The sequence below is a fragment of the Caloramator sp. ALD01 genome (assembly GCF_000472625.1).
Lineage (GTDB): Bacteria > Bacillota > Clostridia > Clostridiales > Caloramatoraceae > Thermobrachium > Thermobrachium proteoclasticum.
This window is the reverse complement of sequence record NZ_AXAA01000003.1, coordinates 91,537-111,135: the sequence shown is the minus strand read 5'-3', so window position 1 is coordinate 111,135 and position 19,599 is coordinate 91,537. Positions and strand designations below refer to the sequence as shown.

Annotated in this window: 18 protein-coding genes; 2 read left to right on the top strand and 16 right to left on the bottom strand. The window is 33.6% G+C overall.

The annotated features are described in order from the left end of the window. Positions 1 to 14: 14 nt before the first annotated feature. From A3M9_RS0102580 to A3M9_RS0102570, 3 genes are all read right to left on the bottom strand, one after another. Positions 15 to 1,241: an ABC transporter substrate-binding protein gene (locus tag A3M9_RS0102580; RefSeq protein WP_027307815.1), complete on the bottom strand. Its 1,227-nt coding sequence runs from the start codon at positions 1,239 to 1,241 to the stop codon at positions 15 to 17. Between the two features lie 50 nt (positions 1,242 to 1,291). Continuing rightward, a complete protein-coding gene (locus A3M9_RS0102575; protein ID WP_035165683.1) occupies positions 1,292 to 2,311 on the bottom strand; it encodes a LacI family DNA-binding transcriptional regulator in 1,020 nt (339 codons plus the stop codon). 75 nt (positions 2,312 to 2,386) lie between these two features. Continuing rightward, positions 2,387 to 4,666, bottom strand: coding sequence for a glycoside hydrolase family 65 protein (locus A3M9_RS0102570; protein WP_027307813.1), 2,280 nt, complete (start codon positions 4,664 to 4,666; stop codon positions 2,387 to 2,389). Between the two features lie 291 nt (positions 4,667 to 4,957). On the opposite strand from A3M9_RS0102570, the gene pgmB reads away from it, so the two are divergent. Continuing rightward, positions 4,958 to 5,599, top strand: coding sequence for a beta-phosphoglucomutase (gene pgmB / locus A3M9_RS0102565; RefSeq protein ID WP_027307812.1), 642 nt, complete (start codon positions 4,958 to 4,960; stop codon positions 5,597 to 5,599). A 46-nt stretch (positions 5,600 to 5,645) separates the two neighbouring features. Here the strand turns inward: pgmB and A3M9_RS0102560 are convergent, their stop codons facing one another. The 6 genes from A3M9_RS0102560 to nhaC all read right to left on the bottom strand — a co-directional run bounded on the left by A3M9_RS0102560 (position 5,646) and on the right by nhaC (position 13,068). Further along, positions 5,646 to 6,512 (bottom strand): DMT family transporter, encoded by an 867-nt coding sequence (locus A3M9_RS0102560; RefSeq protein WP_027307811.1) that lies wholly within the window; start codon positions 6,510 to 6,512, stop codon positions 5,646 to 5,648. A 5-nt stretch (positions 6,513 to 6,517) separates the two neighbouring features. After that, entirely contained in the window at positions 6,518 to 7,357 is an 840-nt protein-coding gene (locus A3M9_RS13035) for a YjjW family glycine radical enzyme activase (RefSeq protein WP_051350559.1), read from the bottom strand. Then, positions 7,354 to 8,838 (bottom strand): YjjI family glycine radical enzyme, encoded by a 1,485-nt coding sequence (locus A3M9_RS0102550; RefSeq protein WP_035165682.1) that lies wholly within the window; start codon positions 8,836 to 8,838, stop codon positions 7,354 to 7,356. The genes A3M9_RS13035 and A3M9_RS0102550 overlap by 4 nt, the downstream gene beginning before the upstream one ends. A gap of 392 nt (positions 8,839 to 9,230) precedes the next feature. Next, on the bottom strand, positions 9,231 to 10,130 hold the full coding sequence (locus tag A3M9_RS0102545) for a D-alanine--D-alanine ligase (protein ID WP_027307809.1): 900 nt from the start codon (positions 10,128 to 10,130) through the stop codon (positions 9,231 to 9,233). Continuing rightward, the gene (locus A3M9_RS0102540; protein ID WP_027307808.1) at positions 10,127 to 11,572 is read right to left on the bottom strand and encodes a PLP-dependent aminotransferase family protein; all 1,446 of its coding nucleotides are present in this window, start codon (positions 11,570 to 11,572) and stop codon (positions 10,127 to 10,129) included. The genes A3M9_RS0102545 and A3M9_RS0102540 overlap by 4 nt, the downstream gene beginning before the upstream one ends. An 89-nt stretch (positions 11,573 to 11,661) precedes the next feature. Next, positions 11,662 to 13,068, bottom strand: coding sequence for a Na+/H+ antiporter NhaC (gene nhaC / locus A3M9_RS0102535; RefSeq protein ID WP_027307807.1), 1,407 nt, complete (start codon positions 13,066 to 13,068; stop codon positions 11,662 to 11,664). Positions 13,069 to 13,411: 343 nt separating this feature from the next. Between nhaC and A3M9_RS0102530 the strand changes: the two genes are divergently transcribed. Beyond that, complete coding sequence (locus tag A3M9_RS0102530) at positions 13,412 to 13,642, top strand: DUF378 domain-containing protein (RefSeq protein ID WP_027307806.1); 231 nt, start codon at positions 13,412 to 13,414, stop codon at positions 13,640 to 13,642. Positions 13,643 to 14,031: 389 nt separating this feature from the next. On the opposite strand, the gene pyrE is transcribed toward A3M9_RS0102530, so the two are convergent. Genes pyrE through pyrB form a run of 7 tightly spaced genes read right to left on the bottom strand, consistent with a single transcriptional unit; the run spans position 14,032 to position 19,599 of the window. Then, the gene (gene pyrE, locus A3M9_RS0102525; RefSeq protein WP_035165681.1) at positions 14,032 to 14,580 is read right to left on the bottom strand and encodes an orotate phosphoribosyltransferase; all 549 of its coding nucleotides are present in this window, start codon (positions 14,578 to 14,580) and stop codon (positions 14,032 to 14,034) included. 10 nt (positions 14,581 to 14,590) lie between these two features. Next, the gene (locus tag A3M9_RS0102520; protein WP_156897860.1) at positions 14,591 to 15,523 is read right to left on the bottom strand and encodes a dihydroorotate dehydrogenase; all 933 of its coding nucleotides are present in this window, start codon (positions 15,521 to 15,523) and stop codon (positions 14,591 to 14,593) included. Beyond that, positions 15,480 to 16,211, bottom strand: a complete 732-nt coding sequence (locus tag A3M9_RS0102515; RefSeq protein ID WP_027307803.1) for a dihydroorotate dehydrogenase electron transfer subunit — start codon at positions 16,209 to 16,211, stop codon at positions 15,480 to 15,482. The genes A3M9_RS0102520 and A3M9_RS0102515 overlap by 44 nt, the downstream gene beginning before the upstream one ends. Further along, positions 16,201 to 17,052 carry an orotidine-5'-phosphate decarboxylase gene (gene pyrF, locus A3M9_RS0102510; protein WP_027307802.1) on the bottom strand — a complete coding sequence of 284 codons (852 nt, stop codon included), beginning with the start codon at positions 17,050 to 17,052 and terminating at the stop codon, positions 16,201 to 16,203. The genes A3M9_RS0102515 and pyrF overlap by 11 nt, the downstream gene beginning before the upstream one ends. After that, positions 17,030 to 18,241, bottom strand: coding sequence for a dihydroorotase (locus tag A3M9_RS0102505; RefSeq protein WP_027307801.1), 1,212 nt, complete (start codon positions 18,239 to 18,241; stop codon positions 17,030 to 17,032). Before A3M9_RS0102505 ends, pyrF begins: the two co-directional genes overlap by 23 nt. Before the next feature lies 1 nt (position 18,242). Continuing rightward, the gene (locus tag A3M9_RS0102500; RefSeq protein ID WP_027307800.1) at positions 18,243 to 18,674 is read right to left on the bottom strand and encodes an aspartate carbamoyltransferase regulatory subunit; all 432 of its coding nucleotides are present in this window, start codon (positions 18,672 to 18,674) and stop codon (positions 18,243 to 18,245) included. Beyond that, positions 18,667 to 19,599: an aspartate carbamoyltransferase gene (gene pyrB / locus A3M9_RS0102495; RefSeq protein WP_027307799.1), complete on the bottom strand. Its 933-nt coding sequence runs from the start codon at positions 19,597 to 19,599 to the stop codon at positions 18,667 to 18,669. Before pyrB ends, A3M9_RS0102500 begins: the two co-directional genes overlap by 8 nt.

The window sequence follows — 19,599 nt, the reverse complement described above, 5'->3', positions numbered from 1 at the left end:
GTGCTTCCTTAATATTATTGTCCTACTTCCTTGGCAGCTTCATCTAATGCAGCCTTGCCATCATTTACTTTGTTAAATAATAGCTTTTCACCAGCCTTATTTAAAGCATCCATAATCTTAGTTGTATTAGCACCAAATTGGAATACTTGTGCACCCTTTGTTCCTTCAACAAGTGGTGTTCTTTCTGGATATTTTTCTGTATATAGTTGTTCCATTGACTTTCTTGATGGAATTGCAAGACCACTTTCTGCAACCATCTTTAGTGCTTCTTTTCCTGTTAAGAACTTTATAACTTCTGCAGCTTCCTTCTTGTGCTTTGAATTAACACTCATTGCATAAGCAACAGTAAAGGCAAGGTTTCCTTCCTTATCTCCCTTTGGAAGTTTAGTTATACCATACTTAACATCTGGACCTGCATCCTTCATAAATGGAATCATCCATCCACCTTCTATAACCATAGCAACCTTCTTATGTGCAAGAGCATCTCCATTCCATCCTTCACCAAGATCCTTTGGTTGCTTTGCATAGCCCTTCTTTATTAATGAGAAGTAAAAGTCTAATCCCTTTGCAGCCTCTTGAGTATTAAATGCAACTGCATCTCCTTCATTTATCTTTCCACCTGCTTGAAGCATAAATGGTATAAATCTTGCTGCATCAGCACTTAAAGACATTCCATATACTCCATCTTTAGTTAGCTTCTTTGCAGCTTCTTCAAGTTCTGCCCAAGTAGTTGGTTCCTTAACGCCCGCCTTTTCAAACATATCTTTATTGTAGAAGATTGCAAGTGAGTTAAAGTCCTTTGGAAGACCGTAAATCTTTCCATCCTTCTTGAAACCTTCAATTAGGAATTCTTCAAAATCCTTAACATCCTCCATATCAAGGTAGCTATCAAGTGGTTCTACAACTCCCTTTGATATGTAAGCTGGTGCCTGGAATACATCAAGATAGTAAACATCTGGTTCAGTTTTTGATGCAATCTTTGCTTGCAATGCTTGATTGTAATCTCCAGTTATAACCTGCTTTTCAATCTTGATGTTTGGATGTGTTTCCTCAAACTTTTTAATTTGGTCATCAAGAAGCTGAGTTTCTGCAGGTGATGAACCCCAGCAGCCAAGTGTAATTGTAACTTTTTCTTCCTTTGGCTGTTCTGTAGTTTGTCCTTCCTTTTTACCACAGCCTACGAATAATGAAGTAGTAATTAAAAGTGCAGTAGCTGTCGCTACAAAGCGTTTGAATTTCATATATTTTCCCCCTCTATGTTTTATTATTTATTTTTACTGCAAATGCAGTATTAAACTGTTTTAACTGATTCCCTCTCCACAAGTTCAGGTTCTATAACAACTCGTCCTATACGCTGTCCTTGAATTAAATTGAATAGTAAATTTGCAGCTGCTTCACCTATTTTCAGTGTGTCCTGCTTTATCGTTGTAAGTTTAGGTGAAACACATTGGGATAGATATATTCCATCAAAACCTATTAGAGAAATATCATCTGGAACTGTATAGCCTAAATCATTTATCCTATTTAGAGCACCTATTGCCATAATATCGCTTGCACAGAATATTGCTGTTAAATCCCTATGCCTGTTTATTAATTTTTCTACCGCTTCCTCTGCACCCTTATCTGTAAAATCTGCATATTCAATTAGAGTATTATCTACATTTACTGCATATCTATTATGGGCAAGGTAATATCCATCAAGTCTTTCATAGCTTACATAGGCATCCTTATGTCCATTTATAAAACCTATCTTTTTATGTCCATTTTTAAGTAAATACTCAACTGCCAAAAATGCTCCTCTTATATTATCTACACCAACACATCCTACATTAGGATTGTTTATATTTATATCATAAAGTACACAGGGACTATCTATCTTTGAAAGTTCTCTATAATATTCATCCGTCATTTTAAGTCCCATAATAAACATTCCATCTAACTGTTTATCCGAAAACAATTTTGAAAGCTTTTCATTTTTTTGTATATCGGATGTTGTGGATAAAAGCACTGTTTCATAACCTAATTTTGTGGCTGTGTTTTTAAAACTCATTAATATCTCAAAAACAAGAGGATTTAACATTCCAACTAAGTCATAGTCCTCTACCAACATACCAAGTCTAAAGTTCTTATTAGAGCTTAAACTTCTTGCAATAATATTAGGCCTATAACCTAACTCATCAGCAACCTTTAAGATAAGCTCCCTTGTTTCTGAGTTTATATCACTGTAATTATTAAAGGCCCTTGAAACAGTGCTTACAGAAACACCAGCTTTTTTTGCAACATCCTTTATAGTAACAACCTTATTTTCCATAATTACACCCCTTAATTCTTTTTATATTAATAATATTACTTCTGCAAGCACCCTTCAAGTTCTACTGTTACTACTTTATCTTGCAACCACTAATTTTTCATTTGCTGCTATACTGTAATCTTTACCATACACCTTTACATCTATATCCTTTTGTGAATAAATGCTTACATTTTTCCTATCTACAGTAACCTCAACCTTTGAACCTCTCCAATTTATTGTATATGTGAATTCATCCCAAACCTCTGGTATCCAAGGGTTAAAGTTTGGAACTTCATTTTCATCAACACTAAATCCTCCAAATCCAAAAACTGCACTTTGCCAAGAACCACCAGTTGAGGCAGCGTGAAGACCGTGTCCAGCATTTCCTTGGTTATCCTCAAGATCTGTTAATATTGTCTTTAGGAAATACTTATATGAATTTTGCGTGTCACCCACCGTAAGCCCCATTATTGAATACATAGATGGACTAAGTGATGACTTGTGCATTGTTCTTTTCTCGTAGTATTCATAGTTTATTTTCTTTGACTCTAAATCAAATTCTTCACCAAGAACAAGCATTAGCATAACTACATCTGGTTGTTTTATAAGCTGTGTATCGTGAAGCTTATGCCCTTTTAAATCTGGCCATACAGGCATTCCATTTTCATCGTGTTCTGTTATTTCAATATCTGCTAAATCAAAATACCCTTCAAATTGTTCAATGAGTTTTCCATCCTTAGCCATTGGAATATATATTTTATTGAGTTTTTCTTCCCATTCCTTAAAATCTAAATCTGAAATACCTAATTGGTTGCAGAGTGTTTCATATTTTATTCTATCCTTCTCCTTTAGCCACTCTTTTACCTCTAATGCCTTTTTCATATTCCACTTTGCAAGATAATTTGTATATACATTATTGTTCACGTGTTCATGGAACTCATCTGGGCCTATTACTCTATTTATCTCATATCTATCTTGAGCCTTATTGTATTCTAATCTACTATTCCAGAACTTCGCTGTATCAAGAAGTATTTCAGTTCCATAATTTATTAAAAACTCCTCATCCTTAGTTGCTCTAAAGTATTCCCATATACCAAAGGCTATATCTGAGTTTATATGATATTCCTCATCGCCTGTCCATATTCTAACCGGATTTCCATCGTAGTCAACTCCCCACTTTGGAGTAACCTCTGTACCATCATCTGCAGATTCCCAAGGGAACTGAGCTCCCTTAAACCCATTTAATTGTGCATTTCTTCTTGCACCATCTAATGTGTTGTATCTATACATTAATAAAGACTTTGCAACTTCAGGGTTTGTATAAACAAAGAATGGAAGCATAAAAATTTCAGTATCCCAAAATACGTGTCCTTTATATCCTTCTCCGTGTAGAGCCTTTGCTGCTATACTTACCCTTGGATCATCAGAGTAGGCAGATGATGCAAGTTGAAACAAGTTAAATCTGATTCCTACTTGGGCTGTGTCATCACCCTTTATCTTTACATCCATACCATCCCACAATCTTTGCCATACATTAGAATGTGCTTCTTTTTCGGCTTCATATCCTATGTTTATAAAATCTCTTAACTCCCTTTGTGCTACTTCAAAAAGCTCTTTTTTCGTATCCCTTGAAGTATAAGTAATACCATACTTAAAGACTGTATATTCTTTGCCTTCTTCAACGAAAAACTCATAAAGTTCCCTTACCTTTTCTCCAAGTTTTGTGTATTTTCTTGATTTGAATATATTTCCGTTTTCATCCTCCGATAAAACTGCTGTAGCCTCAACTATCTCTATTTTGTTGTCAAAGGTTCTTGTCTTTAGGGCTATACCTGGCTTAAAATCCTCTGCATCTAAAACTTCAAAATGCTTTGTAAGATTTGCTGGGTCTAATGTACTATTTACTACTGTTCCATCAATTATATTTTCAATAAACATTTTTGCCTTAAAGTTTACAGGCTTTATGATATATTTAGCAGCCCATCTATGAACATTATTTCTACTTACAAATCTTTCTGTTTTTATTTCTAATATTCTTCCACTCTTAAGTTCTACCTTATAATTTGAATATAAAATTCCATTTTTCATATCAAGACTTCTATTGAAATCCAAAAGGTTAGTACTATCTATATCAATTATCTCTCCATCTACATAAATATTAAAAATTAGAGGGTCTTGGCAATTTACTATTTCCGTAACCTGAGCAGTATTTTTATCAAAAACACCAGCAATAAAATTTCCTCTCTCGCCTATTTTAGAAAACTCTATTGCTCCTCTTAAACCTCTATAGCCATTTGCTAAAGTAAAAATTGTTTCGTACTTTCTATTCTGAGTTGAATTATACTCGTTTATTTCAACATTCCATACCCTATGCATATTTTTCCTCCTGTTTCGAAATCGTTTTTGCTAATTTTAATTATATATTATACCAAAAACGTTTTCAATACTTTTTTTGAAAAAATTTTTAGACTTTTTAAACTCCGTTTTTCTCTTTTTTTCTGCTTTATACTACATAAATAATATTAGAAATTTAATGTTATGTATTAATTTTCAAAAATAAACGCTTATTTAAGCAAAATACTAAATTATTTTTGTTTAAAATATACTTTGTTTACAAAAACGTTTTTGATATAATTGTATTAGACTTTATAAAGGAGGATAAGAATAATGATTAAGGGATGTATATTTGATTTAGATGGAGTAATTGTTGATACAGCAAAATATCACTATCTTGCCTGGAAGAGACTTGCAAACGAACTTGGATTTGAATTTACAGAAAAAGATAACGAAAGATTAAAGGGAGTTAGTAGAATGAAATCCCTTGAGATACTACTTGAAATAGGAAATAAAAAATTTGATGAAGAAACAAAGCTTAAGCTTGCTGAAAAGAAAAATGGTTGGTATGTGGAATACATATCTAAAATGGATGAGAGCGAAATATTAGATGGAGTTAAGGCTTTTTTAACAGAACTTAGAGAAAAAGGAATAAAAATTTCTTTAGGTTCAGTTAGCAAAAATGCAATGACAATACTTAAAAATATAAATCTTTTACCATATTTTGATGCTGTTATTGATGGGACAAAGGTTGCAAATGCAAAGCCAGATCCAGAAGTTTTTTTAAAGGCTGCTGAAGAACTCAAATTAAAACCAGAGGAATGCTGTGTATTTGAAGATGCAGTTGCTGGAATTGAAGCTGCAAGACGTGCAAATATGAAGGTTATTGGTGTTGGTTCACCTGAAATTTTAGGCGATGCTGATAAGGTTATTGATACTTTTAAAGGTGTTACAATAGATATACTAAATTTCTAAAAATAAAGGATAAGTCATTGCTCCCCCTTCGACTTATCCTTTATTTTCAACTCTTTTTTAAGTATATTATACTTAATACTACGATTAGAATGCCAAATATCTGTATAGGAGATAATATTTCGCCTAAGAATACAGCACCAAGTATTGCAGATGAAGGAATCTCAAGGGTGCTTATAATGGATGTACTAACTGGTCCTATATGCTTTATTGCTGAATATAAAAGTGTTAGAGGTATTATTTCACAAAATAGAGCTAAATTTAGTGCATTTTTAATTGAAACAAAATCAACATAGGATAGCTTTAGTATAAATTTATAATTAAAAATAAACAGCACTATTAGCGAAAACATTGTCGTATAGAAGGTTATAACCAGCTCATTTACATCTTCTACAATCTCCTCTGCATAAATGTTCATAGCTGAATAAAATACTGCCGATAAAAGTCCATAAATTATTCCTTTGTATATACCTCTTGTTAGTTCTATGCTGAAAAGATTTAAAACAAGTACACTACCTACAAAAGAAAATAAAATAGAAACTACTTTCTTATACCCAATCCTACTTTTTTTGAATAAAGAAGTATAAATAGCAACCATAGAAGGATAAGTATAAAGAAGAAGAGTCGCCTCTGCTGCAGTTAAATATTTGAAGGATGTATAAAAAAACACCGTCATAAGCGTATTGAATATAGCACCCTGTATAAATAATTTTTTAAACATTGTTTTAGTTAATTTAAGAGAGTCTTTATATCTAATCAAGCATATTAGAAATAAAATAACTCCAGCAATTATATATTGAAGCATTAAAAGATCAACTGGTGAAAAATTGCTGCTATAACCCTCTTTAACAAAAATACCGGCTGAACCAAAAAGTACAGCCGAAATTACTGCATATATAAAACCTCTTGTCTTCATCCTCATCAGTCCTTTTTTATTAGTCTTTCTTTTAGTATTTTGTAAACTTCTTCACATATTATATCATACTTTACTCTATTAAAGGAGGGCATATTCCTAAAATGGGTTTTAACCCCAAGAGGTCTAAAGGGTATTAAAACCAATCGGGTATAATCATTTAACTCCTTTAGAAGTTCTGCTAACTTTTTTATCTCTTCTATGCTATCGTTATATCCCTCAACCAAAACATACCTCACTTCATATAAAAGATCTGTCTTAGCAAGTATGTTTAAATTTTTTAATACCAATTCATTGGAAACTCCTGTAAGAGCTCTGTGTATATAATCATCAACTGCCTTAACATCAAGCATAAAACCATCAACACAGGATATTAACTTATTTAAATTCTCATCATTTATAAGTCCATTTGTATCTATGAAGGCTGTTAAGCTACTATTATTCTTTACCTTTTTTACTACATCAACAATAAAATCTGTTTGAAGAGTACATTCTCCTCCTGAGAAGGTTATGCCATCTAAAAAAATTTCATTTTTTAGTATAAGTTTCACAAGTTCATCTGATTCAATTTCAAAATATTTAGGAGATGAAAAGTTTAAACACACCTCTAAGCATTTATCGCAGCCTATACACCTTTTTCTATCGTATTTTATCCTGCCCTCCTCTATACTTAAAGCCCCTGTACTGCAGACCTCTAAACATTTTTTGCATAAAGTACACATCCTTTGCGTCTCAGGATTGTGGCAATAGAGACAGGCCATATTACATCCCTGCATAAATATGGCCATTCTATTACCTGGTCCATCAATAAAGCTATTTTCTATAATTCTATTTACAAATCCCTTCATTCGATTTCTCTAACCCTTCTATCTAATGTTTTGTTGTTCTTTATGCTCTCTGCACCAAGCTTTACAGTATCCTCACGAATCACTTCACCACGATTATATTTTTCAACATCACTTCTCTTTACCAAATATCCTGTTATTCTTATAAGCTCTGAATCACTTGTATTTAGTGCAAAAACCTTTATACCGCTCTTCATTGCTGCATCTATTATTTTAATAACACCATCTATATTTTGCTTTGCTGTCTTATCAAATATATATATGTCGCTAACACCTGTATTAAAATGCCTATGCAGCCTTCCTTCAGTTTTTACTTGATCATATATACTTGGTTCATTACCTATTTTTATTCTAACTCCTGCTGTAACATCTATATCAGAATCTATTCCCGATTGTGCGTGAAGTCCTATTTTTCCATTAGTACCAAAACATCCATATCCTTCAATGCTATCTATTACTCCCTTTATCTTCTCTAAGATTTCTTCTCCGTATTTTGTTGCCTCTTCATCGTGACCAAGCTTAAGGCCTGTTAAAAGCTCTATACATTCATATAGGCCAAAAACACCTGCCATAGAAGTAAAATTATTTATGTCTATGAGCCCCTCTCTTGCAAGAAAGGAGGTTTCAAAGAATTTTGCCTCTTCAACTATAAACTTTGCCCTTGCATTTATTACTTCACATAGGGAATCCACTACATTTGGAAGAACATTATCCATAAAATCCTTGTAGTCCTTTGCCTCCTGTGCTGCCTTTTTTAAATTTAATCTTACTAATGTATAGCTGCCTCCACCTATTTTAAGTGTATTGTAGCAGCTTGCAACTCCATAGTTTTCACCCAATATATTCTTTATTTCTTTATGATTTACAAAATATGGTTTACCTATTTCAAGAGCAACCTCTGCTGCAAATTTTGCAAAATCTGGGGATGTTTCATCCTTACAATATTTAAGGGAAATGTTTGGAACTGCCTTTTTAAGCTCTCTTTCCATTTCTAATATAGTTCTTCCTGCTCTTGTTTCCTTTGGGCCTATGTTCATATGAACAAAGGCATCTGGAAGCGTCTTTTCTATATTTATAAGAAGCATCTTTATTAGATTTCTTGCTTCTTTTTCTGAAACTGTATCAATAAACTTTTCAAGTATATAATCAAGCTGTCCAACATAAACAGGATATCCTGTTATAGATGGAACATACTGATATATTATCATAAGTGCATTAACTGCCTCATACATATCCTTTGGTGGTTCTATTCCTAAATATTCACTTCCCTTTTCTATATACTTCTCGTAATCTGGAAGTATATATCTTGGTCTATAGGGAGCGTGTCCTTCAAATATATCACAAAGTATTCCCTTCTTTAAATGCTTTTCGGTTTTTACACTTAAGTTTACATAGCTTAATGTGTTTTCTGCTGCCTGTGCCAAAAGGTGTTTTTTCTCTTTGTAGTCTATGTTAGTGTTTGATATAATTTCAAAAACATTCATAATATCACCTCAATTTTAGTATAACACAGATGAGGGGTTTATAAAAGAAAATAAGTAAACAAAAGGTACCAAATACCTTTTGTTTACTTCTGCCTGTTGAAATTGATTAGCCCCATAAAGGATTTCTTAGGCATTGATTCATTTCGCTAATCAATTCTAAGCTTTTCTTTGTTTGAAAAAGTCCTACCCTCGCGATGCCATCGTCCTGATGGCCGCTCGGCTCGGCACGTCCTGTGCCGAATTACGGACTTTTCCAAAGTCGAAAAGCTAAGAATTGCTAAAGCTCATGAAATATGCCTATTTGAAATCCTTTTATGGGGCTTTTCAGATTTTTGCTACAAGACAGGTTTGTCAACAATCTCAAATAAACAAAAGGGTCAAACACCTTTTGTTTACTTATTATACTCCAACGACTTTTCAATAATAGTATCTAAAAGCTGTGAAAAGCTTATTCCTGCTGCCTTTGCACTCTTTGGGAAAAGGCTGTTTTTAGTCATACCAGGAAGAGTATTAACCTCTAATATATAAGGAATACCCTCTTTTATTATCATATCTACTCTTGCATATACCCTACACTTTAATAGTTCATAGGTTTTAACTGCCATATATTCTATCTTTTCCTGAAGCTCCTTTTCAAACTCAACAACAAATTCATCAGCTCCACCATCGGCATATTTTGAAGTATAGTCAAAGAAGGCTGATTTTGGTTTTATTGCAAGTATAGGAAGCATCTTACCATCAAGTATTGGACAGGTTATTTCATCACCCTTTATATACTCCTCTATCATAACTTCCGTATCATATTTTAGAGCTTCTCTTACTGCTTCCTTAAGCTCATCTTCATTATTAACTATTGTAGTTGCAACACTTGAACCTCCTGAGTTTGGTTTAACAACAAGAGGATATCCCATCTCTTTTACCTTTTCCATATCAAAGTCAATGCTCTTTACAATAATCCAATCTGCTGTATTTAACCCTCCAAACCTTAATATTCTCTTTGTCATATCCTTATCCATACATATTGCACTTGATAGCACTCCACATCCAGAATAAGGGATATTTAATGTTTCAAGTACACCCTGTACTGTTCCATCCTCTCCAAAGTGTCCGTGAAGTGCAATAAAGGCAAAATCTATTCCCTTAACCTTTTCAATTAGTTCCTCTTTTTTATCTATTTGAATTGGTACAACCTCATACTTTGTTTTATCAAGATTGTTTGCTATTTCCATTCCTGTTTTTAGTGATATTTCTCTTTCTGAAGATATTCCACCCATTATTACTCCAATTTTCATTTTAATCCCTCCAATTTCTTTACTACATCTCCTATTATTTTAAAACCTCTCTCTATTTCTTCATTCGTAACTCTTGATATGCCCAGTCTTAATGTATTTTCCCCCTTATCATCTATATAAAACACTTCTCCTGGTGTAAATATAACCCCCTGCCTTAGGCACTCCTTCAACACATCCCTTGCTGATGCACTGTTTAACTCTAAAAACAGATGAAGCCCTCCCTCACCTAATATTCTTTTATGTGGTATATATTTTTTCACACATTCAAGTGCCCATTCGAACTTATCTCTATATATCCTTTTGACTTTATTTATATACTTTTCTAAATTTCCACCATTTAGATACTCAAATAAAATGGCCTGATCTAAAAAGGAGGTGTGTATATTAAGACTCCTCTTTAAACTTTCAATATAATCTATCAAAACCTCATCTGCTAAAATCCAACCTATCCTTAGACCAGGAAATAGCACCTTTGAAAAACTGCTTATATATATAATGCTATTACCATCATCAAGTGCTGCAAGAGGCAATATATGAGAACTATAGTATCTTAATTCCTCATTAAATCCATCCTCTAATATTGGAAGTTTATATTTTTTTGCAATTTCAAGTATTTTAAGCCTATTCTCTGGTGAAAAAACAACTCCAGTTGGATTGTGATACGATGGAGTCAAATACAAAAGCTTTGGATTGTTGTTTTTTATTCTATCCTCAAGAATTTCAAGGTTTAACCCCCATTCCTCTATATCAACCGGGATTAAATTCAGTCCTTTTAGCCTCATTGCATTAATGGCTGTATTGTGGGTTGGGTTTTCACAAAGTATTTCATCCTTATCATTACAAACAGCACCCAATACTAAATTTAGTGCCTCTGTATAACCATTTGTAATTATAACATCCTTTCCCTTAAGATTAATACCCTTTAGCTTTAAATACTTCTTTATTTCATCTATCAGAGGTTTATATCCCCTTGCATAACCATAGTTTAGTATTTTGCCCTCCTCAAGGGAAATTCTATTTAAAAAGGCTCTTTTAAGTTCATCAACATCGAATAGATTAGGATCTGGGGAAATACTTTTAAAAGAAATCATACCCTTTTCCCACTTTGGTTCACTTTTTGTTATATCTATCTTATCCGCCAAAGTCACTAATTTTGTTAATTTTTCTCTCCATTCAATATTGAAGACAGTTTTTTGTGTGTTTTGTATTTTAGATACAAAATATCCCTTTGCCTTTTTTTGATATATAAAACCCTCATCCTCTAAGTAATTATAGGCCTCAATTATTGTATTTCTTGAAACCTTTAGCATCTTTGATAGTTCCCTTGTTGATGGAAGCCTTGTATCCGCCTGTATCATTCCCTTTAGAATTATCTCTTTAAGATAGTCCTTAACCTGAAGATAATATGGTTTATCATCATTAAGTTGAAAATCATCAAACATACACATCACCTAATTATATTGTGGCACATTTAAAACAAAAAATAAAGGACCACAGGATTCATTTATATAAATTCCTGTGGTCTAATCTATTACACAGTTACTGTTTCAGTTTTTACACTATCAACCTTCTCCATAGTTATTCCTGTAAATCCATAGAATATTGATACAAGTGGATTAATTAAATTTAAGAAGGCAAATGGTAGGTATGCAAATGGATGTACTCCTAAGGTGCTGTACATGAAGCCTCCACAAGTGTTCCAAGGTATAAGTGGTGATGAAAGTGTACCTGCATCCTCTAAGCATCTTGAAAGATTCTTTGGATGAAGTCCCTTTCTATCAAAGGCATTCTTATACATTCTTCCTGGAACAACTATTGATAGATATTGGTCACCTGCTACAATGTTAGTAAATATACAGGATAATATTGTAACCAAAACAAGGGAACCTGTGCTGTCTGAGAAGGAAAGTAATCCCTCTGCAAGTCTCTCAAGGAATCCTGCCTTTTCCATTATACCTCCAAAGGTCATTGCACAAAGAATAAGCGAAACTGTATACATCATACTCTGCAAACCACCACGTGAAAGTAGTGAATCTACTATTTCAAATCCTGTTTCTGATACATATCCATCATTTAATACATTAACAATTGTACCAATTGATTGATGCTGGAATATTGCTGCAAAAATTGCACCAAGTAAAGTTCCCATAAATAGTCCTGGTATTGCTGGAACCTTCTTTACAACCATTATTATAACCACAATAGGTGGTATAAGTAGCCATATGCTTATTGAGAATTGGCTTGATAATGCATTAAGTATTTGGTTTATCTTTTCATAATCAAGGGACTTTCCTGCGTATTTTGCACCTAAAATTCCATATAGAACAAGTGATATTAGTAGGCTTGGTGCTGTTGTATATATCATATGTCTTACGTGATCAAATAGTGTTGAACCTGCCATTGCTGGTGCAAGATTTGTTGTATCTGATAGGGGTGACATCTTATCTCCAAAATATGCACCAGATATAATCGCACCCGCAACCATTGGTAGTGGAATTCCAAGTCCTTGTCCTACCCCAAGAAGTGCTATACCTACTGTACCTGCTGTTGTCCAAGAACTACCTGTTGCAAGAGAAACTATACAGCAGATTATACAAGTTGCAACAAGGAATACTCCAGGGGATAAAATCTTTAACCCATAGTATATCATAGCTGGAACGGTACCTGATAAAATCCAAGCACCTATTACTGTTCCAATTATCATAAGTATGATAATTGCCTGCATTGACATTGAAATAGTATCTATAATTCCTTTTTCTATGTCCTCCCATTTATAGCCAACCTTAACTGCCATTATTGCTGCAACAAGTGCTGCAAATATTAATGGGATGTGTGGACTTCCCTTAAATTTAATAATTGTAACCGATAAGAATACAACAAGTGCTACAACTGGTATTAATGCCTCCCAAACAGCAGGCCTTCTTGGTATTTTTGACATAATTTAACCCCCATCCTTTCATTTTTGTTTTTCTTTAATTTTAGCATTGCAATCTTTTAAATTCAAGAATATTTAAAATATTCTTAATAATTTAAAGTTCGATATAATAAGACAAATAAAACGAAAATAAACTGGCACCTCTTTAATTTAATATTTTAGCATACTAAACTGAACATTTAAGATTATACTATTAATTTTATAATTATGCAATAAAAATTATAATATTTTTCTTTTACAATTTCTAAATATTTATGTATTCAACTCTATATTTAATCAACATATTAAACCGACTTTATGGTTATTATAATATTATAGGAATTCATAGCAGATTAGGAGGATTTTTATGGATAGACACACAATTGATTTGTTATCACTTATTGCTGTAGTGATTGGAGGTGCTAACCTTGGACTTGCTGCATTTCTTGGATACGACCCACTTGCTACTATCTTAGGAGGATATGCAACTTACTATACAAAGGTTGCATTCATAATAATTGGGGTTGCCTCCCTCTGGACTTTTTATGCATACCTTTTAACTCCAGGAGAACAAGAGTGGCACCCAGGTGAAATGTGACATTTTTCATAAATTGCTTAGTATATAACTAATTACCCATACAATCAGCCAATTTATGCAAGTGTATTATGGATTTTAATTAATTTATTAATAAATACCAAAGTAATTTAACCAATAAAATATACAAGCATTGAACTTTCCTTAGTTACAAAAAACTTTCTAAGACATAAGTATTTATTTCATAGGCTTCAATTAATAACGTTGAAATACTTAATAGAGATAAAAAATGTTGGGGTGTACCCAACATTTTTATTTGCATTAATTTTTGTTTTATATCTGATTCAAATATAAATCAATTTTTTATTTTTAATTAATATTTGTTGAATATGTTGTAGATTTCTGAAAACAATTCCTATTATTGGATAATGTCACATTTCACTTGGGTGGCACTATTTCCTGCTTCCAGGTTTTATATATGGTATTACTTGTTTACATAGTGGACAATTATCTGGTTCAAAGGTTTCTAATTCTATCTTTAATGCACTATACACAGGGTATCCTACATCCCCTACTGTTCTATCAACAAGACAGGCTATTCCAACAACCTCTCCACCACATTCCTTAACAACATCTGCAACCTCAAGGGATGATTTTCCTGTTGTTACAACATCCTCTGCAATAAGTACCCTTTCTCCCTTTTTAATTTCAAATCCCCTTCTTAGCTTCATTATACCATCTTCTCTTTCTGTAAAGATGGCCCTTTTATTTAGCTGCCTTCCTATTTCGTATGCAACTATTATTCCCCCCATTGCAGGGCCTACTACAACATCTATATCTAAATGCTTTATTTTTTCAACAACCTCCTTTACAACCTTCTCTGCCTTATCTGGATACATAAGTACCTTTGCACACTGCATATATCTATTGCTGTGCCTTCCTGATGACAGTAGAAAATGTCCCTCTAATATTGCTCCTGTCTCTTTAAATATATTTATCATAATACCCCTCCTATATCATTCCTCTTATTTCATCTAAAGACTTTATATTTTGCTCTATCATAAATTTTTCAATTCCTTCTATTATTTCAATACTTGCTCTTGGGTATATAAAGTTTGCTGTACCTATTTGTATTAGGTGTGCACCTGCCATTATAAATTCAATTGCATCCTTATAGTCAACAATTCCACCAAGCCCACAAACCGGAACATCAACTGCCTTAGAAACCTCATATACCATTCGTAGTGCAATTGGCTTTATGGCAGGGCCTGAATAACCAGCAAATATATTGTTAAATACCGGCTTTCTTTTATATATATCTACCGCAATCCCCTTAAAGGTATTTACCAATGATATGGCATCAGCACCTGCCTCTACACACTTTACAGCCATATCAACAATATCCTCTGCATTAGGAGATAGCTTAACCATAAGAGGCTTTTTTGTTACCTCTCTTACCCTATTTACAACCTCTTTTGCTATACTTGATTTTATTCCAAAGTTCATACCACCTTCTTTTACATTTGGACAGGATATGTTTAATTCAATCATATCAATTTCTGTTTTATCTAATTTTTCTGCTCCCTTTACATAATCCTCTATGGAGGAGCCTCCTAAGTTTACAATTATTGGTACTTTAAACTCCTTCATCCTTTGAAGGTGTTTTTCTATAAACTCATCTATACCAGGGTTTTGTAGTCCTATGCTGTTTAACATTCCTCCCCTTACCTCGTGTATCCTTACACCTTCGTTTCCTTCCTTTTTATTTAATGTTAGCCCCTTTGTTATAAGTCCACCAAGCCTTGTTATATCAATTATTCCATCATATTCAACTCCAAATCCAAAGGTTCCCGATGCCACAAGCACAGGATTTTTAAAATCAACTCCACAGAATTTAACATTAAGCACTGAAAACCACATCCGTTCCTTTAAATACTGGTCCATCTACACACACTCTTTTTTTGCCTTCCTTTGTGTTGCAGGTACATCCAAGGCAGGCACCCACACCACAAGCCATCTTATTTTCCATAAGCACATATACAGGTGTTGCATAAATTTTACACATATCAACAACCCTCTTCATCATAGGCTCTGGGCCACAACAAATTACAACATTGTATTCAAAGGGGTTAAATATTTCTGTTATAAATCCTCTGTAGTAGGCTGTATCCCTTTCAGAAGCAATGTATATATTCTTGCAGTATTTTTTAAACTCATCTATTAGATACGGACTTTTATTAAATCCTGCATAAAGGTCAACCTCTCCATCTAAACACTTTGCAATCTGAAGCATCGGTGCAATTCCTATTCCACCAGATATAAGTGCTATTTTGCCTTTAAACTTTTCAGTATAGAGTCCATTTCCAACTGGCCCTAATACATATACTTTATCTTCTGCCTTTAAACTGCTTAATATTTTTGTACCTCTTCCCTTTACCTGATAAGCAAACTTTACTATACCATTTTCACTACTATGAACACTTATAGGCCTTGCAAGGATAGGTTCATCCTCCCAAGCCTTAAGCATATAAAATTGTCCTGCCCTTACATCATCCTCTATTTCCAAACTTAAAACATATATATCATCCTGAACCTTTACATTTGAATAGACTAAAACCTCTTTATATTCCATTTAAAATCTCCTCCCTCATCCTTAATACTTCTTTTCTTGCAGCTACATCAAAATCATCTCCATATTTCTTATAGGCAAGGAGTATTCCCCTGGAGGAATTTACAACTCCACCATTCTTCCCCTTCATAAGCCTTCTTACATCCTCAGAGGTTCCTCCCTGTACACCATAACCTGGTATTAAAAAGAAACTATCTTTATATCTTTCTCTTATGTTAGCTGCCTCCTTTGTATCTGTGCACCCAACAACAAAGCCTATACTGCTGTACCCACACTCACCTTTATATCCTTCAGCCACCTTATTAAACAAATCCCCTACCTGCTCATATACTCTTTTTCCATCCTCAAGCTTCATCATCTGTATATCACTTGAACCTTTATTGGATGTTTTAAGGAGTAAAAATATCCCCTTTTCCTTCTCCTTTACATAATTTAAATATTCTTCTACGCTGTCTAATCCCATATAGGGATTTAGTGTTATAAAATCCCCCTCAAAGTCCCCCTCAAAGTGTGCCTTTGCATACATTCTTGCTGTACTTGATATATCGCTTCTTTTTATATCACATATTGCAATTAGTCCCTTTTCCTTTATATATTTTAGTGTTTCTTTATAAACCTTAAGTCCCTCCACTCCAAGTGCCTCGTAGTATGCTATCTGCACCTTATAGCAGGCAGATATATCATAAGTTGCATCAATTATACTTCTGTTGAACTCAAATAAAGCACTATACTCATCCTTATGTTTTTTCAGAAATTCTTCTGGTATATAATTGATTGAAGTATCAAGCCCTACACACACAGGGCCTCTTTCTTCTACAAATTTATATAACTTGTCTATTATCATCCTCATCACCTCTTTTATAAACAATCCTGCCTGACTTTATTGTCATTACAACTTCTCCAAACAGTTCCATACCATCAAAGGGTGTATTTTTGCCCTTTGAAACAAATCCTTTAGAATCCACCCTATATTTTTTATTTAAATCCACCAAAATAACATCTCCATCAAATCCTGCATCTATTTGCCCCTTATTAAATCCCATAAGTTTTGCAGGATTTTTAGACATAAGCCTGCTTAATTTTTTTAAATCTATGTGTCCATTTTTTACAAGATATGTGTAGCAAACTGAAAAGGCAGTCTCAAGGCCTGAAATGCCTGGTGCTCCTTTTTCTTTATCCTCCCTTGTATGGGGTGCGTGGTCAGTTGCAATTACATCTACATAATCATTCTTTATAGCATATATTAATCTATCTACATCCTCCTTTTCTCTAATTGGAGGATTAACCTTGTAATCATTATCATATAATGCTATATGATGCGGAGTAACCTCACAGGTCACATTTACTCCCTCCTCCTTTGCCCTTATTATCTCATTTATTGATTCCTTAGTACTAACGTGGGCAATATGGAGAGGTGTCCCTGTAAACTTAGCAAGGGATATGTCTCTAATAGTCATTATGTTTTCTGATAGCCTCGTATCAATCTTTGAAATTTCCTCATCCTCTGCGTGGGAAATTACAGTTATGCCCATCTTCTTTGCCTTCATCATAGCATCCAGCATAACCTTACTTCTTAATACTCCCCTACCGTCATCTGATATAAACCTTGTTGGGAACCTTAATTCATCAAGATGTGAAATATCTTTGCCTTCCATATTTCTTGTAATCGTAACAGTTTGATGTATGTCAATTAGATTGACTTCCTTAGCCTTTGATATGACGTATTCTAAAATATTGCTATTTGAGCAGGGCGGGTTTGTGTTCCCCATTAAGTTTACCCCTGTATATCCTCCCTTTACAGCAGCTAAACTGCCTGTTAATATATTCTCTTTATAGGTAAACCCAGGATCTCTAAAGTGACAGTGCATATCCACAAAGGAGGGAAGAAGCACAAGGCCCTTCCCATCAACAACTTTACAGTCCTTATTAATATTTGTTCTAACTTCCTTAATTACTCCATTTTCTATATAAACATCTAATATTTCATCCTTATTAAAATCTACAACCCTAACATTTTTAATTAAAATATTCATACTACACCTCCATATTTGAATAAGCCTCATCACAATATAAACATCGATATTCTCCCCTTTGCTTATCGACAAGGTAGAATATATGTTTTATATTAGGCTCAATGGAGGTTACACATCTTGGGTTTTTACATTTTATGATATTAACAACCTCTTCAGGAAGGTTAAGCTTTATCTTCTTTGTTATAACTTCATCCTCTATTATGTTTATTGTTATATTTGAGTCTATCAAGCCTAAAACATCATAGTTTAATTCAATTATGTTTTCTATTTTTATAATATCCTTTCTTCCAAGCTTATTGCTCTCAGCGTTTTTAATAAGTGCAACATTATAATCTGCTCTATCAAGACCTAAATATTTAAATATGTGTATTCCAAGACCAGCTTTAATATGGTCAATTACAATTCCATTTTTAATACTATCTATATTAAGCATTTTCTTCCACCCCCAAAAGCTTCATAATAAGTGCCATTCTAACATACATTCCGTACTTTGCCTGTTTAAAGTAGCAGGCCCTTTTATCTTCATCTACCTCATAGTCTATTTCATTTACCCTTGGGAGTGGATGCATTATAATCATATCTTCCTTTGCTCTATTTACCTTATCCATATCAAGTATATAGCTATCCTTTAGCCTTAAATATTCTTCCTCATTGAAAAATCTCTCCCTCTGAATACGTGTCATATAGAGTATGTCAAGTTCTCCTATTACATCCTCTAATCTTTCAACCTCTACATACTGTATATTATTTTTATCTAATACCTCTTTTCGTATATAATCTGGTACTCTAAGTTCCTTTGGGGATATTAATACGAACCTATTATTTTCATATCTTGACGTGGCCTTAATTAAGGAATGAACTGTTCTACCAAATTTCAAATCTCCACAAAGACCAATTGTAAGATTTGAAAATTGGCCCTTTAGACATTTTATTGTTAATAGATCTGTTAATGTTTGAGTTGGATGTTGATGTCCTCCATCACCTGCATTTATAACAGGGATAGATGAATACATTGAAGCAAGTTTTGGTGCCCCCTCTTTAGGATGCCTCATAACTGCAATATCTGCATAACAAGAGATGGTTCTAATTGTGTCTCTTATGCTTTCTCCCTTTGCAACTGAAGATGAGTTAGGTTCTGAAAAGCCTATAACGCTTCCACCGAGTCTAAGCATCGCTGCCTCAAAACTAAATCTTGTCCTTGTACTTGGTTCATAAAAAAGAGTTGCTAATAGTTTCCCTCTGCAGGCATCCTTAAATCTGCCTTCGTCCTCAATTATCTTTTCTGCCAGTGAAAAGATTTCATCAAGCTCAGAAGTTGTAAAATCCATAGGGTCAATTAAATGTCTTCCCTTTAACAC

Excerpts from the sequence above, each read along its gene's own strand:
- A3M9_RS0102580 (WP_027307815.1), bottom strand. The coding sequence starts at position 1,241 with ATGAAATTCAAACGCTTTGTAGCGACAGCTACTGCACTTTTAATTACT.
- A3M9_RS0102575 (WP_035165683.1), bottom strand. The coding sequence starts at position 2,311 with ATGGAAAATAAGGTTGTTACTATAAAGGATGTTGCAAAAAAAGCTGGT.
- A3M9_RS0102570 (WP_027307813.1), bottom strand. The coding sequence starts at position 4,666 with ATGCATAGGGTATGGAATGTTGAAATAAACGAGTATAATTCAACTCAG.
- pgmB (WP_027307812.1), top strand. The coding sequence starts at position 4,958 with ATGATTAAGGGATGTATATTTGATTTAGATGGAGTAATTGTTGATACA.
- A3M9_RS0102560 (WP_027307811.1), bottom strand. The coding sequence starts at position 6,512 with ATGAAGACAAGAGGTTTTATATATGCAGTAATTTCGGCTGTACTTTTT.
- A3M9_RS13035 (WP_051350559.1), bottom strand. The coding sequence starts at position 7,357 with ATGAAGGGATTTGTAAATAGAATTATAGAAAATAGCTTTATTGATGGA.
- A3M9_RS0102550 (WP_035165682.1), bottom strand. The coding sequence starts at position 8,838 with ATGAATGTTTTTGAAATTATATCAAACACTAACATAGACTACAAAGAG.
- A3M9_RS0102545 (WP_027307809.1), bottom strand. The coding sequence starts at position 10,130 with ATGAAAATTGGAGTAATAATGGGTGGAATATCTTCAGAAAGAGAAATA.
- A3M9_RS0102540 (WP_027307808.1), bottom strand. The coding sequence starts at position 11,572 with ATGTTTGATGATTTTCAACTTAATGATGATAAACCATATTATCTTCAG.
- nhaC (WP_027307807.1), bottom strand. The coding sequence starts at position 13,068 with ATGTCAAAAATACCAAGAAGGCCTGCTGTTTGGGAGGCATTAATACCA.
- A3M9_RS0102530 (WP_027307806.1), top strand. The coding sequence starts at position 13,412 with ATGGATAGACACACAATTGATTTGTTATCACTTATTGCTGTAGTGATT.
- pyrE (WP_035165681.1), bottom strand. The coding sequence starts at position 14,580 with ATGATAAATATATTTAAAGAGACAGGAGCAATATTAGAGGGACATTTT.
- A3M9_RS0102520 (WP_156897860.1), bottom strand. The coding sequence starts at position 15,523 with ATGGACCAGTATTTAAAGGAACGGATGTGGTTTTCAGTGCTTAATGTT.
- A3M9_RS0102515 (WP_027307803.1), bottom strand. The coding sequence starts at position 16,211 with ATGGAATATAAAGAGGTTTTAGTCTATTCAAATGTAAAGGTTCAGGAT.
- pyrF (WP_027307802.1), bottom strand. The coding sequence starts at position 17,052 with ATGATAATAGACAAGTTATATAAATTTGTAGAAGAAAGAGGCCCTGTG.
- A3M9_RS0102505 (WP_027307801.1), bottom strand. The coding sequence starts at position 18,241 with ATGAATATTTTAATTAAAAATGTTAGGGTTGTAGATTTTAATAAGGAT.
- A3M9_RS0102500 (WP_027307800.1), bottom strand. The coding sequence starts at position 18,674 with ATGCTTAATATAGATAGTATTAAAAATGGAATTGTAATTGACCATATT.